The sequence below is a fragment of the Agrobacterium sp. 22-223-1 genome, assembly GCF_053522385.1.
This window is the reverse complement of sequence record NZ_JBNWCN010000003.1, coordinates 284,426-298,745: the sequence shown is the minus strand read 5'-3', so window position 1 is coordinate 298,745 and position 14,320 is coordinate 284,426. Positions and strand designations below refer to the sequence as shown.

Genomic DNA, 14,320 nt, shown 5'->3' with positions numbered 1-14,320 from the left:
CGGGAAACCCGCCTTTTGCAGCAGCCTCCCTGAAGCCCTGCCGGCTTGAATCAAAACGGCGCAACCGAAGCTGCGCCGTCAAGGCCACAGGCGGCAATTCGTTGACGGTCACACCACCGGTGTCGGCAGTTCTTTCCCGGCAAAATGGGCATCGAGATTGGCGAGAACGAGATCGGCCATGGCGCGCCGCGTCTGGTGCGTGCCGCTGCCGACATGCGGCGCGAGCGTGACATTGTCGAAGGCGAAAAGCGCTTCCGGCACACGCGGCTCATCCTCGAAGACATCCAGCGCAGCACCTGCGATCGTGCCGTTCGCAAGCGCTTCGACCAGCGCCTTTTCATCCACCAGCGAACCGCGCGCCACATTAACGAGCACACCCTGGGGCCCGAGAGCCTTCAGCACATCCGCATCGACGATATGGCGCGTTTCGGCAGTAGCGGCGGCGGCGATGATCAGCACGTCGCAATTGGCGGCAAGCGCCTCGATGCTGTCATAATAATCATAGGCGACATCGCGGCGGTTTCTGGCGGTGTAGGAAATGCGCGCATCGAAACCTTCCAGCCGCTTTGCGATTGCCTGACCGATGCGGCCGAGGCCGAATATGCCATAACGGCGGCCGGCCACGCGGGTGGAAAGCCCCATATCGCCCTTCAGCCATTGGCCGGTGCGCACATGCTGGTCGGCCTGCGGCAGCTTGCGTGCCTGCGCCAGAACGAGGCCGAGCGCGAGGTCGGCGACATCGGCGGTCAGCACGTCAGGCGTGTTGGAGACGCGGAAACCGCGCTGTTTCGCGTCAGTCAGATCGACCTTGTCGAAACCGACGCCGTTGATGGCGACAATTTCAAGATTGGGAAGTGCAGCGCCGATATCCGCCGGAAGGCCGATATGGCCGCCGGTGACGACGCCGCGGATTGAAGCACCCTTTTCAGCAAGGAACGCCGCCTTGTCAGCAGCCTCGAACAGGCGATGCACGGTGAAGCGCTCCGCGAGTTCTTCTTCCAGTGCCGGGATGAGCGGGCACAATTGCACGATTTCAGTGGTCATGAAGTTTCCTTTGCGCCGGTGAACTACTTCACATCGGCCTTGACGAATTGCCGGAGTTCCGGCGTTTGCGGGTTGGCGAAGAGTTCGGAAGAACGGCCCTGCTCCCAGATCTTGCCCTTGTGCATGAAGATGGTTTCGGTCGCCACGCGGCGCGCAAAGGCCATTTCATGGGTGACGAGGATCATGGTCATGCCGTCTTTGGCGAGGTTTTCCATGACAGTCAGCACTTCCTCAGTCAATTCTGGGTCGAGCGCCGAGGTCACCTCATCAAACAGCATCACCTTCGGCCGCATGGCGAGCGAGCGGGCAATCGCCACGCGCTGCTGCTGGCCGCCGGAAAGCTGATCCGGATAGGAATCGAATTTCTCCGACAGGCCGACGAGTTGCAGAACCTCGCGGGCAATATCCTTCGTTTCCGATTTCGCCACATCCTTGACGATACGCGGCGCGAGCATGATGTTTTCGCCGACCGTCAGATGCGGGAAAAGATTGTAGCTCTGGAATACGATGCCGACATCGGTGCGCAGCTTGCGCAGCGCCTTGGCATCTTCCCCGATGGCGTGACCGGCGATTTCGATGCGGCCCGAATTGATCTTCTCCAGTCCGTTCATGCAGCGCAGCAGCGTGCTCTTGCCCGAGCCCGAGCGGCCGATAAGGGCGAAGACTTCACCGCGGCCGACCGTCAGCGACACGCCTTTGAGGACTTCCAGAGCGCCAAAGCTCTTGTGAACGTTTTCAACGATTACTTCCGGCATGAAGCCTCCTTTCCAGCCAACGCGACAGCTGGGACAACGGGTAGCAGACGATGAAATAAAGCACGGCCACGGCGACGAAGACGCGGAACGGCTGGAACGTGGCATTGTTGATGAGCTGCCCCGCTCTCGCCAGTTCGACGAAACCGATGATCGATGCGATGGACGTATTCTTGACGACCTGAACGGCAAAACCGACGGTCGGCGGTAGCGAAATGCGGATCGCCTGCGGCAGGATGACGTAGCGATATTGCTGGGCGCGGGTGAGAGCCAGCGATTCCGACGCTTCCCATTGCTGCTTCGGCACCGCCTGGATGCAGCCGCGCCAGATTTCCGCGAGATAACCCGATGTATAGATCGTCATCGAGGCGCCGGCGGCAAAGAGCGGCGGCAGTTCCAGCCCGGCAAGGCTGAGGCCGTAATAGGACAGGAACAGGATCATCAGCACCGGAATGCCCTGGATCACCTGGATATAGGTGCCGGCGGCAATGCGCAGCGCCTTGAAATTCGAGGTGCGGGCGAGCGCCACGAAGAAGCCGACGATGCCGCCGCCGATAAGCGCAATGATCGTCAGAAGCACGGTCCATTGCAGGGCGGTCAGCAGGAAGCCGAATTCGTTCCAGCCGAAAGTTCGAAGAGTCATGACTGCACCTCCGGCATGGCGGTCATCGTCTTGCGGGCAACGCGACGGCCGAACAGCCACATGCCGACGAGGGCAAGAATGAGCCGCAGGCTGAGCGCCAGCGCAAGATAGATGAGCGTGACGACGATATAGACCTCAAAGGAGCGATAGGTCTGCGATTCCACGAAGGCTGCGGCAGCCGCAAGCTCATGGGTGGAAATGGCCGAACATATGCTCGATGCCAGCATCATCAGCACGAACTGGCTGCACAGCGAGGGATAGACTTTGGCGATGGCCGGCACGATGATGACGTGGCGATAGATCTGGTACTTGGTGAAACCCAGCGCCTCGCCCGCCTCGATCTGCGACTTGTGCACCGCCTCGATGCCGGCGCGGATGATTTCCGTCGAATAGGCGGCAAGATTGATCGTCATGCCGATCAGCGCCGCCGTATCCGCCCCTACCCTGAAGCCGAGGCCCGGCAGGCCGAAATAGACGATGAAAAGCTGCACGAGAAACGGCGTATTGCGGATGACTTCCACATAAGCGTCCACGATGATGCGGACGATGCCGCCATTGATGGACCGCAGCGAGGCCAAAAGAATGCCGAAAGCGCAGCCGAGCACGATGGACAGGACCGACAGCTTGATCGTCAGCCATATGCCGTTCAGAATCTCGTTCTGATACTGGGCGAGCGCGCCGAATTGGAATGTATAGGACATGCGTCACTCCGTTGACATTTCCCGGGCCCGCCGAAAATCTTCCCGGCGGGCGCGTTGAAAGGCTCAATCAGAAGCTTGGCAATTGCGGCAGCGGACGGCCGGTCCACTTCACCGAGATGCGGTCGAGATCGCCGGACATCTTCATGAGGTAGATGGAGGTGTTCAGCCATTGGCGCAGCTCGAAGTCCTCAAGCTTGGTCGCCATGGAGTTGCCCTGCTGGAAGAAGGTGAAACCAACCTGCAGACCGGCTTCCGGACGCTGCTTGATGATCGCCTCACCAACCGTGGACGGCAAGGCGACAGCATCCACCTGACCGGCGAGCAGTGCCTGGGCGCTGGTGGAATCGTCTTCGTAAACGACGATTTCAAGACCTTCGACATTGGCCTTGCGCAGCGCGGTTTCCTGCGAGGAACCGCGATTGACCGAAACGCGCTTGCCCTTGAGGCTGTCGAGATTTTCGAACTTCTGGTCCTTGCCGGAAATGATGTCCATGTTGAAGGCGCTGTAAGGCTGCGTGAACATCACGGTCTTGGCGCGCTCGCCGGTCGGCGCAAGCGTCGCAACAAGGAAGTCGACCTTGCCGGTCTGGAGTGCGGGAATACGCGCAGGCGGTGTCAGCGGTACCAGTTCCACCGGCAGCGACAGGTAGGAGCCGATGAGATTGGCGACATCGACGTCGTAACCGGAAGGATTGCCCTTCTCGTCCACCATGCCCATCGGCGGCGCACCGGTCAGAACACCGATCTTGACCTTGCCGCGCGCCGTAATCTCGCTGAGCGAGACGGCATGGGCGGACGTGGTTGCGGCAAGCGTTGCTGCTGCAACACCGACGGCAACGGTCATGTTCTTCAGAAATCTGGATATGCTCATGGTTTCTCCTCCAACCTTATAAGTGGCTGCCCAGAATGGAACAGCGGCCTTGCGCAAACCGAAAAATGTTCTCGATAACATTTTAACGCGATTGACTAAAAACTCCTCCCAAGAAACCGCGAAAGCAAAAAACCAGATGAATTTCCCATGAAATTCAATGTTTTCGGCTGGTTATCGATTTTCCTCTGTTCGACACCGTTTCACGTTCTTGGCAGGATCAATAATGCATGTTATCGGTATCATTGCAAGTCCGATCTACAGAACTGTTTCGGTCGGCAATCATTCGGGAGGAAACATGTATACACGCTCGGCAATTTTCGAAGGCAGGATTCACCCCGGCCGGGAGGAGGAGTTTTTCCGCATCGTCGAGGAGAAATTGCTGCCGGTCTGGAAACGCATGCCGAATGCACAGGCGGTTCGGGTGATGCGTACCGAGCGCACCGATCCGGACGCGGCCTCGATCATCATGGTGCAGGAAATCGACTATCCGTCGATGGAGGCGGTGGAGGAAGCGCTGGTTTCCCCCGTCCGGCTGGAAGGCCGGGTGCTGACGGATGAGATGATGAGCATGTGCGACGGGCGTTTTTATCATCTGGTCTATAGCCGCGTCGCATAAATCCGGTGCACGCCGCATCGATCTGCAATCATACGGCGTGCTTTCCCTTATTGTCTTCGTGTATGTCTTGTCCTGAACCGGTTCGAGTTTAGGGAGACATGCTTTGGTGGAGCGCACGCCCTTGGCCGCAGCGTTAGTCACGTCAAAAAAAGCTACCATGAGCGATGTCTCGAAACTCGCGGGCGTCTCCAAGATGACCGTTTCGCGGGTGCTGGCCGATCCCGCCCTAGTGTCGGAAGAGACACGCCAGAAGGTGATGAAAGCCATCGAGAAGCTGGGTTATGTGCCGGATCGAATCGCCGGTTCGCTCTCTTCCCGGCGCACCAACTTCATCACCGCCATCCTGCCGACGCTCACCAACTCCAACTTCGCCGATAGCGCACAAGGGCTTGCCAATGCGCTGCGCGCCGCCGATTACCAGTTGCTGATCGGCTACACCATGTACGATCTGCAGGAGGAAGAACGCGTCATCCGCACCATGATGGAGCGCCGCCCCGATGCCATCGTCGTCGCCGGCACGGTGCATACCAAGATGGCGAGCGAGGTGCTGATGCGCGCCGGTATCCCGATCGTGGAAATCTGGGATGTTCCCGAACACCCGATCGACCATGCGGTCGGTTTTTCCAACTACGAAGTGGGAAGAACTGCCGCCAAGCATCTGATATCGCTTGGCTTCAAGAGAATCGGCGCGCTCGGATCGAGGGCCGATGGCGATGTGAAGGACTGGCGCGGCGAAAGCCGCCTGCTCGGTTTTGGCGCGGCCCTGCGGGAAGCCGGCATTGCCGACGATCTCATCATCCGCGAGGGCAGCGCCCCGGTCTCCTATGACCACGGGGCAAAGACCCTCGGCTCGCTACTGGCCAAGGCCCCGGATGTCGAGGCCATCTTCGCCGTATCGGATATTTCCGCCGTCGGCGCGCTGATGGAATGTCATCGACGGGGAATCAGTGTCCCGGACCGCATTTCCATCCTCGGCTTCGGCGACTTCGATATCGGCCGGCAATGTTACCCTGCAATTTCAACGATCCGCGTCGATGCCCAGATGATCGGCCGCAGGGCTGGCGAGTTGCTGCTTTCGATACTGGAGGCGGAAAAGGATGCCATTGTTCCCGAAGGCGCAAGGGTGGATGTCGGCTTCGAGCTGATCGTGCGGGAGACGACGAAGCGGCTGGGTGGGTGATCCACTCTCTTCCCTCATTCCTGTGCTTGTCACAGGGATGAGGGAGACGAGACGTGTCCTCCTTACCGCGCACCCCACGTATCCGTCAGACGATACCCTTCCGGCCACGGATCGGACGGGTCGAGCATGTGCTGGTGGATACCGGTGATCCAGCCGCGACCGGAGATTTCCGGCAGGATGGCTGGACGGTCGCCGACCGTTGTCGTTCCAAGAATACGGCCGGTGAAGGTTGAGCCGATCAGCGACACCGCCGTCAGGGCTTCGCCCTCCTTCATTTCGCCACGCGCATGCAGCACCGCCATGCGGGCCGAAAGTGCCGTGCCGGTCGGCGAACGATCCACCTTGCCCGGCTGGATGGCGACGGCCGCCCCTGCCCGCAGGCCTTCGGCCGTGCGCTCCACCTTGCCCGCAAACAGGCAGAAGGAAAAATGCCGCCAGTCCGGGTTTTCGGGATGGTCGAAGCCCAAAGCCTTGTTGGCGGCATTGGTGATACGCACACCGAGGCGGGCAATCTCATGCGCCTCTTCCGGCTTCAGGCTAAAGCCCATCGCCTCGGCGTCGACGATGACAAAGCTGTCGCCGCCATAGGCGGTGTCCACTTTCAGCGTACCGAGACCTTCCACCTCGAGTTCGACGTCGAGCTTTGCGGCAAAGCTCGGCAGGTTCTGCACGAAAATGCGCTCGGCCTTGCCGTTGCGGCATTCGGCGCGCACCTTCACCAGCCCGCCCGGCGCTTCCAGCAGCATATGGGTTTCCGGCTCCTGCATCGGTACGATGCCGCCATCCAAAAGTACGGTGGAAACGCAGATGGAGTTGGAGCCGGACATGGGCGGCGTGTCTTCCGGTTCCATGATGATGAAGGCGGCATCCGCATCGGGATGTTTCGGCGGCACCAGCAGGTTGACGTGCCGGAACACGCCGCCACGCGGCTCGTTGAGCACGAAATTGCGCAGGGTCTCATCGCGGGCGATGAAGCGGCTCTGCTCCCAGATCGTCTCGCCCGGCGGCGGCTTCACTCCACCGACGATCACGTCCCCGACTTCCCCTTCCGCATGGGCGGAAATCACATGAACGGTCTTGATACTGCGCATTCAAAACTCCTTAGGAAAGCCATGAAGGAAGAAGGGATGGAGCACGGCCGGTCAGCGCGCTTTCCACGCAATCGGCAAGGCTGCCGAAGCGCACTGCGCGACCGCTGAGGCCGGGTCCGTAATGGGCGTATTTGCCGGAATTGGTCATCAGGGCACGGGTCTTCGTCGGGAAGACCGGCTCGGAAATGGAGCACCAGCAAAGATCAGGCAGCACCTGCACGCCGCTGTCGTGCAGGCTTTGCAGGGTGCCGTCCTGCCCGGCCGCATCGATGACCTGCTGGCCGGCTGTGACGATGACGGCGACATCCGCGTGACGCCGGCGGCCGGCAAATTCAGCCGCAAGCGCGTGGCACTCCTCCAGCGAGGCATGCGGGCTGCCGATGGCGACAAGTTGCACCTCTTCCGGTCCCTCATTGAGAAGCGACCAGCCGGCGGCCATATCGGAGGGTGAGACAGTAACGGTATCAGCCGTTTCGAGAGGCGGAAGACCGGCTTCCGGTGTTACGCCCTCTATATGAAGCATGGGCGCAGCGGATGTGGTGCCGAAAGCCGCGCAGAGCGCCTTTAGATCATCCCGAGACGGCTTCGCAGGGCCAAGGCCGCGCAGCAGCGGAATGCAATCCGGCGCGGCCTTGCCCGCAAGATAACCGACGAGCGGCCAGAAGGCATCATCCACGCCCTGCGGCAACGCCACATTGACGATGCGCTGAGGACGGCGATTTTCCTCCAGATAGACGCCGGCAAGCGGCGCCCTGCCCGTCAGCGCGATGCAGAGATCGAGAAAATCCGGGTGTTTCGCCGTGCGCGCGCCAAGCACCGTATTGGCGAAGATCACCGCGTTCGATTCGGCCCAGGCGATCATGTCGCCGGCCTGCGGCGCGCTGTCGAGCAGGTAAGGCGAACAGGTGAAAGTCGGGCGACAGCCCATGCGCACATAGGCATCCGCCAGCCTTGCGGCCGGGTCGCCGAAATCCTCCGGCATGCCCTGCGAACGCCAATGCGCCTTGTCCACCGAAATGGCGTTCATGGTCGTCGGCACCCGTACCTTCGCCCCCATCTCCGCCATTTTTTCCGCGAAGGTGAGATTGGCGGGGCTGGCATAGATGCAACCGTCAATATGGCCCTGCGTGACATCGACAAGCGCAGATGCCCCCTGCTGGGCGGCCATGGCGACGGTGATGCGCATGGCCTGCTGCACGGCGACGCCATCGCGTCCTTCGAGCATGGCCCGGTCGTCATCCCCAAGATCGAGATGCGCCGTCGCCGGCGGCGTGAGGGCAAGGGAAACGCCATCGGCTTCGATGGCCGTCTCATCGATACGGACATGAACGGCCTTGGAAAACCGGGCGAAATTTTCCGCGTCCAGGCGCAGCACCGGCAAAGGCTTGCCGAACATTTCGGCGGCGATCAGCGCGCCCAGCGTCAGCACGTCCTCGGCCTCGCAGAAGACCAGCGCCGAGGGCGCACGGCCCGTCAGGATAAGATCGAGCAAGACGCCCGAACCGGTACAGGAGCCACGGCTGGTGGGCATGAACAGCGCGCCGCCGGTGAGACAGATGCCATGCAATGGGTGGTGCACATCGATGACCCTGCCGGTGGCGGGATCGACCCCGCCCCAGAAACTCAGCGCTTCGGTCGTCGCAATCACGGGACCTTCGGCCGAACCGGCCAAAATGCTGCGGGCTTCAGGAACGGCTGTTGTCGAGAGGGAAGAAGACATCGGAAATCCCCGTCAGAAGCGTTGCGGCGAAAATGCCCTTGTATCGATGGCGGGTTTTTGCCCCGTCAGAAGATCAGCGACGATGCGGGCCGTGCCCGCCGATTGCGTCAACCCCAGATGCCCGTGGCCGAAAGCGTAGACCACCCGCGCCGTGTGCCTTGCTTGGCCGATGGCCGGCAGGCTGTCCGGCAGCGAGGGGCGAAAGCCCATCCACTGCTTGCCGCCTTCAGTTTTCAGGCCCGGGAGGAAGGCTTTCGCCTTGGTCAGCAGCGCTTCGGAACGGGCGAAATTGGCCGGGAGCTCCAGCCCGCCCAATTCCACCGCGCCACCAACGCGGATGCCGGAGGAAAGCCGCGTGACGACGAAACCATGGCCGCCGAAGGTCACCTGCGTGCGCAGATCAAAGGCGCCAGACGGCAGGGTCGTATTATACCCCCGTTCGGTTTCCAGCGGAATTTTTTCCCCGAGCGAACGGGCGATGCGATGCGAAAAGGCGCCGGCTGCCAGCACCACCCTGGCGGCCTTGCGGGTGCGCCCATCATGGCTCACTACCTCGACGCCGTCTTCCAGCGGCCTGAGCGAAGCGATATCGAGGCATTCGATACGGCCGCCAATGGTGCGGAAATGGTCGGCCAGCGCCAGCGTATAAAGCTTGGGGTCGGCGATGGAATACCAGCCGGGCGTGAACGTGCCGCAGGTGAAACGCGGCGCGATGCCGGGCTGTATCTCCGCCATCTGTTCGGCATTGAGATGCCGGAACTCGATGCCGTGCCGCTCGCGCGCCTTCCAGCCGGGAAGCGAGGCTTCGAATTCCGCCTCGCTTTCATAGACCTGGAGGTTGCCCTCCTTGCGCAGCATGGCGATGGTATCGGTCTTTTTCAGGAACGGCTCCAGCTCGGCCTTCGCGAGATCCATCAGCGCGGTCTGGGCGGCGGTGGAATGTTCCACCTTCGAAGCGGCGCAGGCCCGCCAGAAGCGGAACATCCATGGCGCGATCTTCAGTGCGTAGGAAGGCGGCACGCTGAGCGGACCGAGCGGATCGAGCAGCCACTTCGGCGCCTTCCACAGAATGCCGGGCGATGCCAGCGGCAGAATATCGGTGAAAGCGAAGGCACCGGCATTGCCGGCGGACGCGCCCGCCGCCGGTCCCTCGCGGTCGATGACCGTGACCGACAGGCCACGGCCCTGCGCCGCAATTGCCGCCGAGAGGCCGACGACGCCGGCCCCGATGACGATGACATCATTGGCTGGCATTACCGCACGCTCGCCAGGAATTTCTGCGTTTCAGCATGCTGCGGCGCGCCGAACAGCTGGTCCGGCGTGCCGATTTCCGCCATCACACCCTGATGGAAGAAGGCAACGCGATTCGAGACATCACGCGCGAAGGCCATTTCATGGGTGACGCAGATCATCGTCATGCCCTCATCCGCCAGCATCTTCAGCGTATCGAGCACTTCGCCCACCAGCATCGGGTCGAGCGCCGAGGTGACTTCGTCGAACAGCATATATTCCGGCGACATGGCAAGCGCACGGGCAATCGCCATACGCTGCTGCTGACCGCCCGACATGCGGTTCGGATAGACCTTCAGCTTTTCGGCAAGACCCACATGGGTCAATTGCTTTACCGCGATCTCCTCGGCCTGCTCCCTGGAAATCCCGAGCACCTTGCGCGGCGCCAGCATGACATTTTCAAGCACTGTCAGATGCGGAAACGCGTTCCACTGCTGGAAGACGATGCCGACCTTGCGGCGCAGCTTGTTGAGGTCCGTGGACTTCGCATGCACTTCCGTGCCGTCGATGACGATCTTGCCGCTATCGATCGGCTCCAGGCCGTTGATGCAGGTGAGCAGGGTCGACTTGCCGGAACCGGAGCCGCCGATGATGGTGACCACCTCGCCCTTGTTGACGGTGAGGTTGATCCCTTTCAGAACCTCCAGCGGGCCGAAGGATTTGCGGACGTTTTCGATCTCAATCATTGGGGGACCACCGTCTTTCGAGATACCCGCCGAAACGGGCGATGGGGAAGCTGATAAGGAAGTAGATGGCGCCGCAGATCATCAGGATCGTCAGCGGTTCCTGCAGGCGGGTGACGAGAATCTGCGAGGCGCGCAGAAGCTCGATGAGGCCGAGCCACAGCACCAGCGCCGAATCCTTCATGACACCGAGCGTGAGCCCGATCCATGCGGGCAGCGACACTCGGGTAGCAAGCGGCAGCACGATGTAGCGCATGTCCTGCGACCAGGTCATGCCCAGCGAACGGCAGGCGCGGCGCGTATTCGACGGTACGGCATCAATGCCGCCGCGCACGATCTCGGTGCAATAGGCCGCCGTATAAAGCGACAGCACCACGCAGGAGGTGGTGAAAGGCGGCCAGCCGAGCTTGGCGATCGACTGGAAAGCATTGCCGAGCACGAGCTGGATGAGCAGCGGCACGGAACGGAAAATATCCAGCACGAAAGTCAGCGGCAGCGACCAATAGGGGCCGAACTGGAAACGGATGATACCGAAGATGATCCCCATGATGGTGCCCGCCGTGACGGCGACGGCGGTGACGGCAAGCGTCATGCCGGCACCCTTGGCCAGGAAGGCGAGATCACTCCAGGTGAGAGCGGTTTCAAACATGGCTCACCTCTCTCAATAACGGAACAGACGCGCGGCCAGCAGACGGGCGGCGAGCGTGACGATCTTGGCGATCACGTAATAGATGACCGCGGCGAGCGCGAAGAATTCGAAGGTGCGGAACGAGCGCGCATTGAGCGCCTGCGTGACGCCGGCGAGATCCGTATTCATGCCGACCGTGACGCCGAGCGAGGTCATGAGAATTGCCCACACCATCTGGTTGGTGGCAGGCAGGAACGCAACGCGCAGCATCTGCGGCAGGATGATCAGCCGGAAGGTTTGCATCGAGGTCATGCCGAGCGAACGGCCGGAGCGCGTCTGCGTATCGGGAATGGCCTTTAGCGCGCCGCGGAAATTTTCCGCGAGATAACCGGCATTGTTGAAGGCGATACCGACCAGAAGCGCGGTATAGGGGCTCAAATGAATGCCGAAATTGCCAAGGCCGAAATGGGCCATGTAAATCTGGAACAGCGCCGGCGTGTTGCGGGCGACTTCCACCCAGACGGCGGCGAAAGCGCCGAGAATGCGGTTGCCGGAAAGCCGGAACAGCGTCAGCACGATGGCGCAGGAAAGACCGATCACCATCGACAGAATGGCGATCTGCAGCGTCACCACCGCACCGTCCAGAAGCTGCGGCAAAGCCTTCAGCGCCTGATTCCAGTGAAATGTATAGTTGAACATGGGCGTCCCGCCTTTTCAGAAACGATCAACGGCGCGATCATCTTGACCGCGCCGTTTACGAAAAGTCCTGATCAGCGATAAACGCCGTTGACGGTGAGCGAAGGAACTTCGCCGCCAACCCATTTTTCATAGAGTTCGGCGTAACGGCCGGTGCGAACCTGCTGGTTGATGAAGAGGTTCAGGTAGTTGATGAAGCCGTATTCGTCACGGTTGGTGAAGAGCGCGACATAGTCAATGTCATAGGGCGCCTTGCCGACCACGGAGATACCCGCGAACTTGCCGCCCTTGACGTTGGACTGCGCAACCGTTGAGGTGGAGACGGTGGCGTCGATCTGGCCCTGGCTGAGCGCGAGGAACACATCGGCCTGCGTCTGGTACGGACGGAATTCGCCGGTGCCCCATTCCTTGACCGTCTTTTCGAGCGCGATGGCCTCGAACGTGCCGGCAGTCGCGCCGACCGTCTTGCCCTTCATGTCCTCGAAGGACTTGATGCCCGACTTGTCGTTGGCGGTAACGGCCATTTCGAAAGCGAAGTAAGGCACGGTCATGCCGACCGTCTTGGCGCGCTCCAGCGTATCGGAGGTGGAAGCAACGCCCACATCGACGCGGCCGGACATCAGCGCGGGAATGCGCTCGGGGAACGGCGTTTCGACGATTTCAGCGGTAACGCCGAGCGCCTTGGCGAGATCGTTGCAATAATCGACATCGAAGCCGATCGGGTTGTTGGCGTCATCACGCGCGCCCATGGGCGGGAAATCGAGCACGACGGCGCAACGCAGCGTGCCGGACGAAATGATGTCGTCAAGTTTGTCGGCCTTGGCCGGCGTAATAGCGAAAGTGGCGGCCAGGAGGCCGGCGACGATGACCGATTTTTTCATTCTTTATTTGCTCCCACAATTGGTCTGCCCTTGAAGGCGCGGTCACTATTTCCCCATGGCGGCGATAAATCAACATAAAAATACAAGGAGTATACAAAAAGAATTTTTGCATGTGCGAACTGATGAGGTATCGCGGACGATTACGCAAGCCAGCGCGGGGGGAGCGGACAAGGTTGGCGAAACGTCCAGCATCCTCATTCCGTGGTTGTCACAGGAATCTGGCCAGCCCAAATCTTCGGGCTGAAAGAGGCTTTCCGACGCACAGACGCGCCGACCCGGATTTCTGTGACAAGCACAGGAATGACGGCTTAAGGTGTCTTCGCGTTTTGAGAGGGTCACCTTCTGCTCGGACTGAGCTTCATCGAAAAGACACGTTGCAATACTCACGCCTTTGTATACTTTATGTATTCAAAATGTGCGAGCCCTATCGGAGGACTATGATGAGCGACACGACCACTTTGACCATTGAGGCACTTTTCCAGCGGGTCGAGTCGATTTTTTTGAGGGCCGGGGTGAATGATGTACAGTCGGGAGCGCTGGCGCGCGTCATTACTGCCGGTGAGCGGGACGCCTGCAAGTCCCACGGCATCTACCGTATCGAAGGCGCGCTCCGCACCGTTAAGGCCGGCAAGGTGAAGCCCGACGCCATACCTGAAGTGGCTGAAGACGACGCCACGGCCATCGTCAAGGTCAATGCCCGTGGCGGCTTCGCCAACCCCGCCTTCGAACTTGGTCTGCCGGTTCTGGTGGAGCGAGCGAAACGTGCGGGCATCGCTGCACTCGTCATCAATGACTGCACGCATTTCTCGGCGCTCTGGCCGGAAGTCGAGGGCCTTACCTCGAATGGTCTCGCCGGGCTGGTCATGTGCCCGAGCTATTCCACCGTTGCGCCCACCGGCGGCAGCAAGCCGCTGCTTGGCACCAACCCCTTCGCCTTCGGCTGGCCGCGCAAGGGCACCTCGCCTTACGTCTTTGATTTCGCGACCTCGGTTGCGGCCCGAGGTGAAATAGAACTACACCGGCGGGCCGGAAAGCCCCTGCCGGAAGGCTGGGCTCTGGATGCCGACGGCAAGCCGACGACTGACCCGGAAGCGGCCCTTGCCGGCTCCATGCTTCCCTTTGGCGGCCACAAGGGATCGGCCATCGGCACGATGATCGAGCTTCTCGCCGGCATCATGATCGGCGATCTCACCAGCCCCGAAGCGCTCGAATTTCTCGGCACCACCACGCTTGCCCCGACCCATGGCGAGCTGATCGTCGCCTTCTCTCCCGAAGCCTTCGCCAAGGGGCGCCCCGGCGATCCCTTCCAGCGCGCGGAAGTGCTGTTCGACGCCATCATCGGCCAGGGCGCCCGCCTGCCCTCGGGCCGCCGCTTCACTGCACGCGCGAAGTCCGAAAGCGAAGGCATTACCCTCACCGCCGCCGAAATGGCCGGGCTCGACCGGTTGCTGGAGAAGGGGCTGGACGCGGTTTCCTGAGCGCGTTTGGATGTGGAAATAAAAAAAGCCCGCGATCGCGGGCTTT

The 14,320-nt window shown here is 61.1% G+C and carries 15 protein-coding genes; 3 read left to right on the top strand and 12 right to left on the bottom strand.

Annotated features, from left to right (window positions below):
• Positions 1-108: 108 nt before the first annotated feature.
• The 5 genes from ACQZ60_RS16750 to ACQZ60_RS16730 form a co-directional block, all read right to left on the bottom strand.
• Entirely contained in the window at positions 109-1,044 is a 936-nt protein-coding gene (locus ACQZ60_RS16750; RefSeq protein WP_448735668.1) for a 2-hydroxyacid dehydrogenase, read from the bottom strand.
• A 23-nt stretch (positions 1,045-1,067) separates the two neighbouring features.
• A complete protein-coding gene (locus ACQZ60_RS16745; RefSeq protein WP_003521699.1) occupies positions 1,068-1,799 on the bottom strand; it encodes an amino acid ABC transporter ATP-binding protein in 732 nt (243 codons plus the stop codon).
• The gene (locus ACQZ60_RS16740) at positions 1,780-2,439 is read right to left on the bottom strand and encodes an amino acid ABC transporter permease (RefSeq protein ID WP_003521700.1); all 660 of its coding nucleotides are present in this window, start codon (positions 2,437-2,439) and stop codon (positions 1,780-1,782) included. Before ACQZ60_RS16740 ends, ACQZ60_RS16745 begins: the two co-directional genes overlap by 20 nt.
• On the bottom strand, positions 2,436-3,140 hold the full coding sequence (locus ACQZ60_RS16735) for an amino acid ABC transporter permease (RefSeq protein ID WP_142174556.1): 705 nt from the start codon (positions 3,138-3,140) through the stop codon (positions 2,436-2,438). The genes ACQZ60_RS16740 and ACQZ60_RS16735 overlap by 4 nt, the downstream gene beginning before the upstream one ends.
• A gap of 67 nt (positions 3,141-3,207) precedes the next feature.
• The gene (locus tag ACQZ60_RS16730; protein ID WP_046801225.1) at positions 3,208-4,011 is read right to left on the bottom strand and encodes a transporter substrate-binding domain-containing protein; all 804 of its coding nucleotides are present in this window, start codon (positions 4,009-4,011) and stop codon (positions 3,208-3,210) included.
• Positions 4,012-4,306: 295 nt separating this feature from the next.
• Between ACQZ60_RS16730 and ACQZ60_RS16725 the strand changes: the two genes are divergently transcribed.
• Both ACQZ60_RS16725 and ACQZ60_RS16720 read left to right on the top strand, forming a co-directional pair.
• Positions 4,307-4,627, top strand: a complete 321-nt coding sequence (locus ACQZ60_RS16725) for a hypothetical protein (protein WP_003505663.1) — start codon at positions 4,307-4,309, stop codon at positions 4,625-4,627.
• Positions 4,628-4,784: 157 nt separating this feature from the next.
• Positions 4,785-5,807: a LacI family DNA-binding transcriptional regulator gene (locus ACQZ60_RS16720; protein WP_125146216.1), complete on the top strand. Its 1,023-nt coding sequence runs from the start codon at positions 4,785-4,787 to the stop codon at positions 5,805-5,807.
• 62 nt (positions 5,808-5,869) lie between these two features.
• Here ACQZ60_RS16720 and ACQZ60_RS16715 read toward each other — a convergent pair whose 3' ends face one another.
• From ACQZ60_RS16715 to ACQZ60_RS16685, 7 genes are all read right to left on the bottom strand, one after another.
• Entirely contained in the window at positions 5,870-6,898 is a 1,029-nt protein-coding gene (locus ACQZ60_RS16715; protein ID WP_448735667.1) for a trans-3-hydroxy-L-proline dehydratase, read from the bottom strand.
• Positions 6,899-6,908: 10 nt separating this feature from the next.
• A complete protein-coding gene (gene lhpI / locus ACQZ60_RS16710) occupies positions 6,909-8,618 on the bottom strand; it encodes a cis-3-hydroxy-L-proline dehydratase (RefSeq protein ID WP_448735666.1) in 1,710 nt (569 codons plus the stop codon).
• 12 nt (positions 8,619-8,630) lie between these two features.
• Positions 8,631-9,872 carry an NAD(P)/FAD-dependent oxidoreductase gene (locus ACQZ60_RS16705; RefSeq protein ID WP_174040626.1) on the bottom strand — a complete coding sequence of 414 codons (1,242 nt, stop codon included), beginning with the start codon at positions 9,870-9,872 and terminating at the stop codon, positions 8,631-8,633.
• Positions 9,872-10,594, bottom strand: a complete 723-nt coding sequence (locus tag ACQZ60_RS16700) for an amino acid ABC transporter ATP-binding protein (protein ID WP_433822877.1) — start codon at positions 10,592-10,594, stop codon at positions 9,872-9,874. Before ACQZ60_RS16700 ends, ACQZ60_RS16705 begins: the two co-directional genes overlap by 1 nt.
• The gene (locus ACQZ60_RS16695) at positions 10,587-11,240 is read right to left on the bottom strand and encodes an amino acid ABC transporter permease (RefSeq protein ID WP_065657686.1); all 654 of its coding nucleotides are present in this window, start codon (positions 11,238-11,240) and stop codon (positions 10,587-10,589) included. Before ACQZ60_RS16695 ends, ACQZ60_RS16700 begins: the two co-directional genes overlap by 8 nt.
• 12 nt (positions 11,241-11,252) lie before the next feature.
• Positions 11,253-11,918 (bottom strand): amino acid ABC transporter permease, encoded by a 666-nt coding sequence (locus tag ACQZ60_RS16690; RefSeq protein WP_078053901.1) that lies wholly within the window; start codon positions 11,916-11,918, stop codon positions 11,253-11,255.
• Between the two features lie 71 nt (positions 11,919-11,989).
• Positions 11,990-12,796, bottom strand: a complete 807-nt coding sequence (locus ACQZ60_RS16685; protein ID WP_003521709.1) for an ABC transporter substrate-binding protein — start codon at positions 12,794-12,796, stop codon at positions 11,990-11,992.
• Positions 12,797-13,236: 440 nt separating this feature from the next.
• Here ACQZ60_RS16685 and ACQZ60_RS16680 point away from each other — a divergent pair, with 440 nt between their 5' ends.
• Positions 13,237-14,274: an Ldh family oxidoreductase gene (locus ACQZ60_RS16680; RefSeq protein WP_448735665.1), complete on the top strand. Its 1,038-nt coding sequence runs from the start codon at positions 13,237-13,239 to the stop codon at positions 14,272-14,274.
• The last annotated feature ends 46 nt before the right edge of the window (positions 14,275-14,320 follow it).

Bases quoted from the DNA above. Each gene is read 5' to 3' on its own strand.
- ACQZ60_RS16740 (WP_003521700.1), bottom strand. From the start codon at position 2,439: ATGACTCTTCGAACTTTCGGCTGGAACGAATTCGGCTTCCTGCTGACC.
- ACQZ60_RS16700 (WP_433822877.1), bottom strand. From the start codon at position 10,594: ATGATTGAGATCGAAAACGTCCGCAAATCCTTCGGCCCGCTGGAGGTT.
- ACQZ60_RS16725 (WP_003505663.1), top strand. From the start codon at position 4,307: ATGTATACACGCTCGGCAATTTTCGAAGGCAGGATTCACCCCGGCCGG.
- ACQZ60_RS16680 (WP_448735665.1), top strand. From the start codon at position 13,237: ATGAGCGACACGACCACTTTGACCATTGAGGCACTTTTCCAGCGGGTC.
- ACQZ60_RS16695 (WP_065657686.1), bottom strand. From the start codon at position 11,240: ATGTTTGAAACCGCTCTCACCTGGAGTGATCTCGCCTTCCTGGCCAAG.
- ACQZ60_RS16715 (WP_448735667.1), bottom strand. From the start codon at position 6,898: ATGCGCAGTATCAAGACCGTTCATGTGATTTCCGCCCATGCGGAAGGG.
- ACQZ60_RS16720 (WP_125146216.1), top strand. From the start codon at position 4,785: ATGAGCGATGTCTCGAAACTCGCGGGCGTCTCCAAGATGACCGTTTCG.
- ACQZ60_RS16730 (WP_046801225.1), bottom strand. From the start codon at position 4,011: ATGAGCATATCCAGATTTCTGAAGAACATGACCGTTGCCGTCGGTGTT.
- ACQZ60_RS16745 (WP_003521699.1), bottom strand. From the start codon at position 1,799: ATGCCGGAAGTAATCGTTGAAAACGTTCACAAGAGCTTTGGCGCTCTG.
- ACQZ60_RS16705 (WP_174040626.1), bottom strand. From the start codon at position 9,872: ATGCCAGCCAATGATGTCATCGTCATCGGGGCCGGCGTCGTCGGCCTC.
- ACQZ60_RS16690 (WP_078053901.1), bottom strand. From the start codon at position 11,918: ATGTTCAACTATACATTTCACTGGAATCAGGCGCTGAAGGCTTTGCCG.
- lhpI (WP_448735666.1), bottom strand. From the start codon at position 8,618: ATGTCTTCTTCCCTCTCGACAACAGCCGTTCCTGAAGCCCGCAGCATT.
- ACQZ60_RS16750 (WP_448735668.1), bottom strand. From the start codon at position 1,044: ATGACCACTGAAATCGTGCAATTGTGCCCGCTCATCCCGGCACTGGAA.
- ACQZ60_RS16685 (WP_003521709.1), bottom strand. From the start codon at position 12,796: ATGAAAAAATCGGTCATCGTCGCCGGCCTCCTGGCCGCCACTTTCGCT.
- ACQZ60_RS16735 (WP_142174556.1), bottom strand. From the start codon at position 3,140: ATGTCCTATACATTCCAATTCGGCGCGCTCGCCCAGTATCAGAACGAG.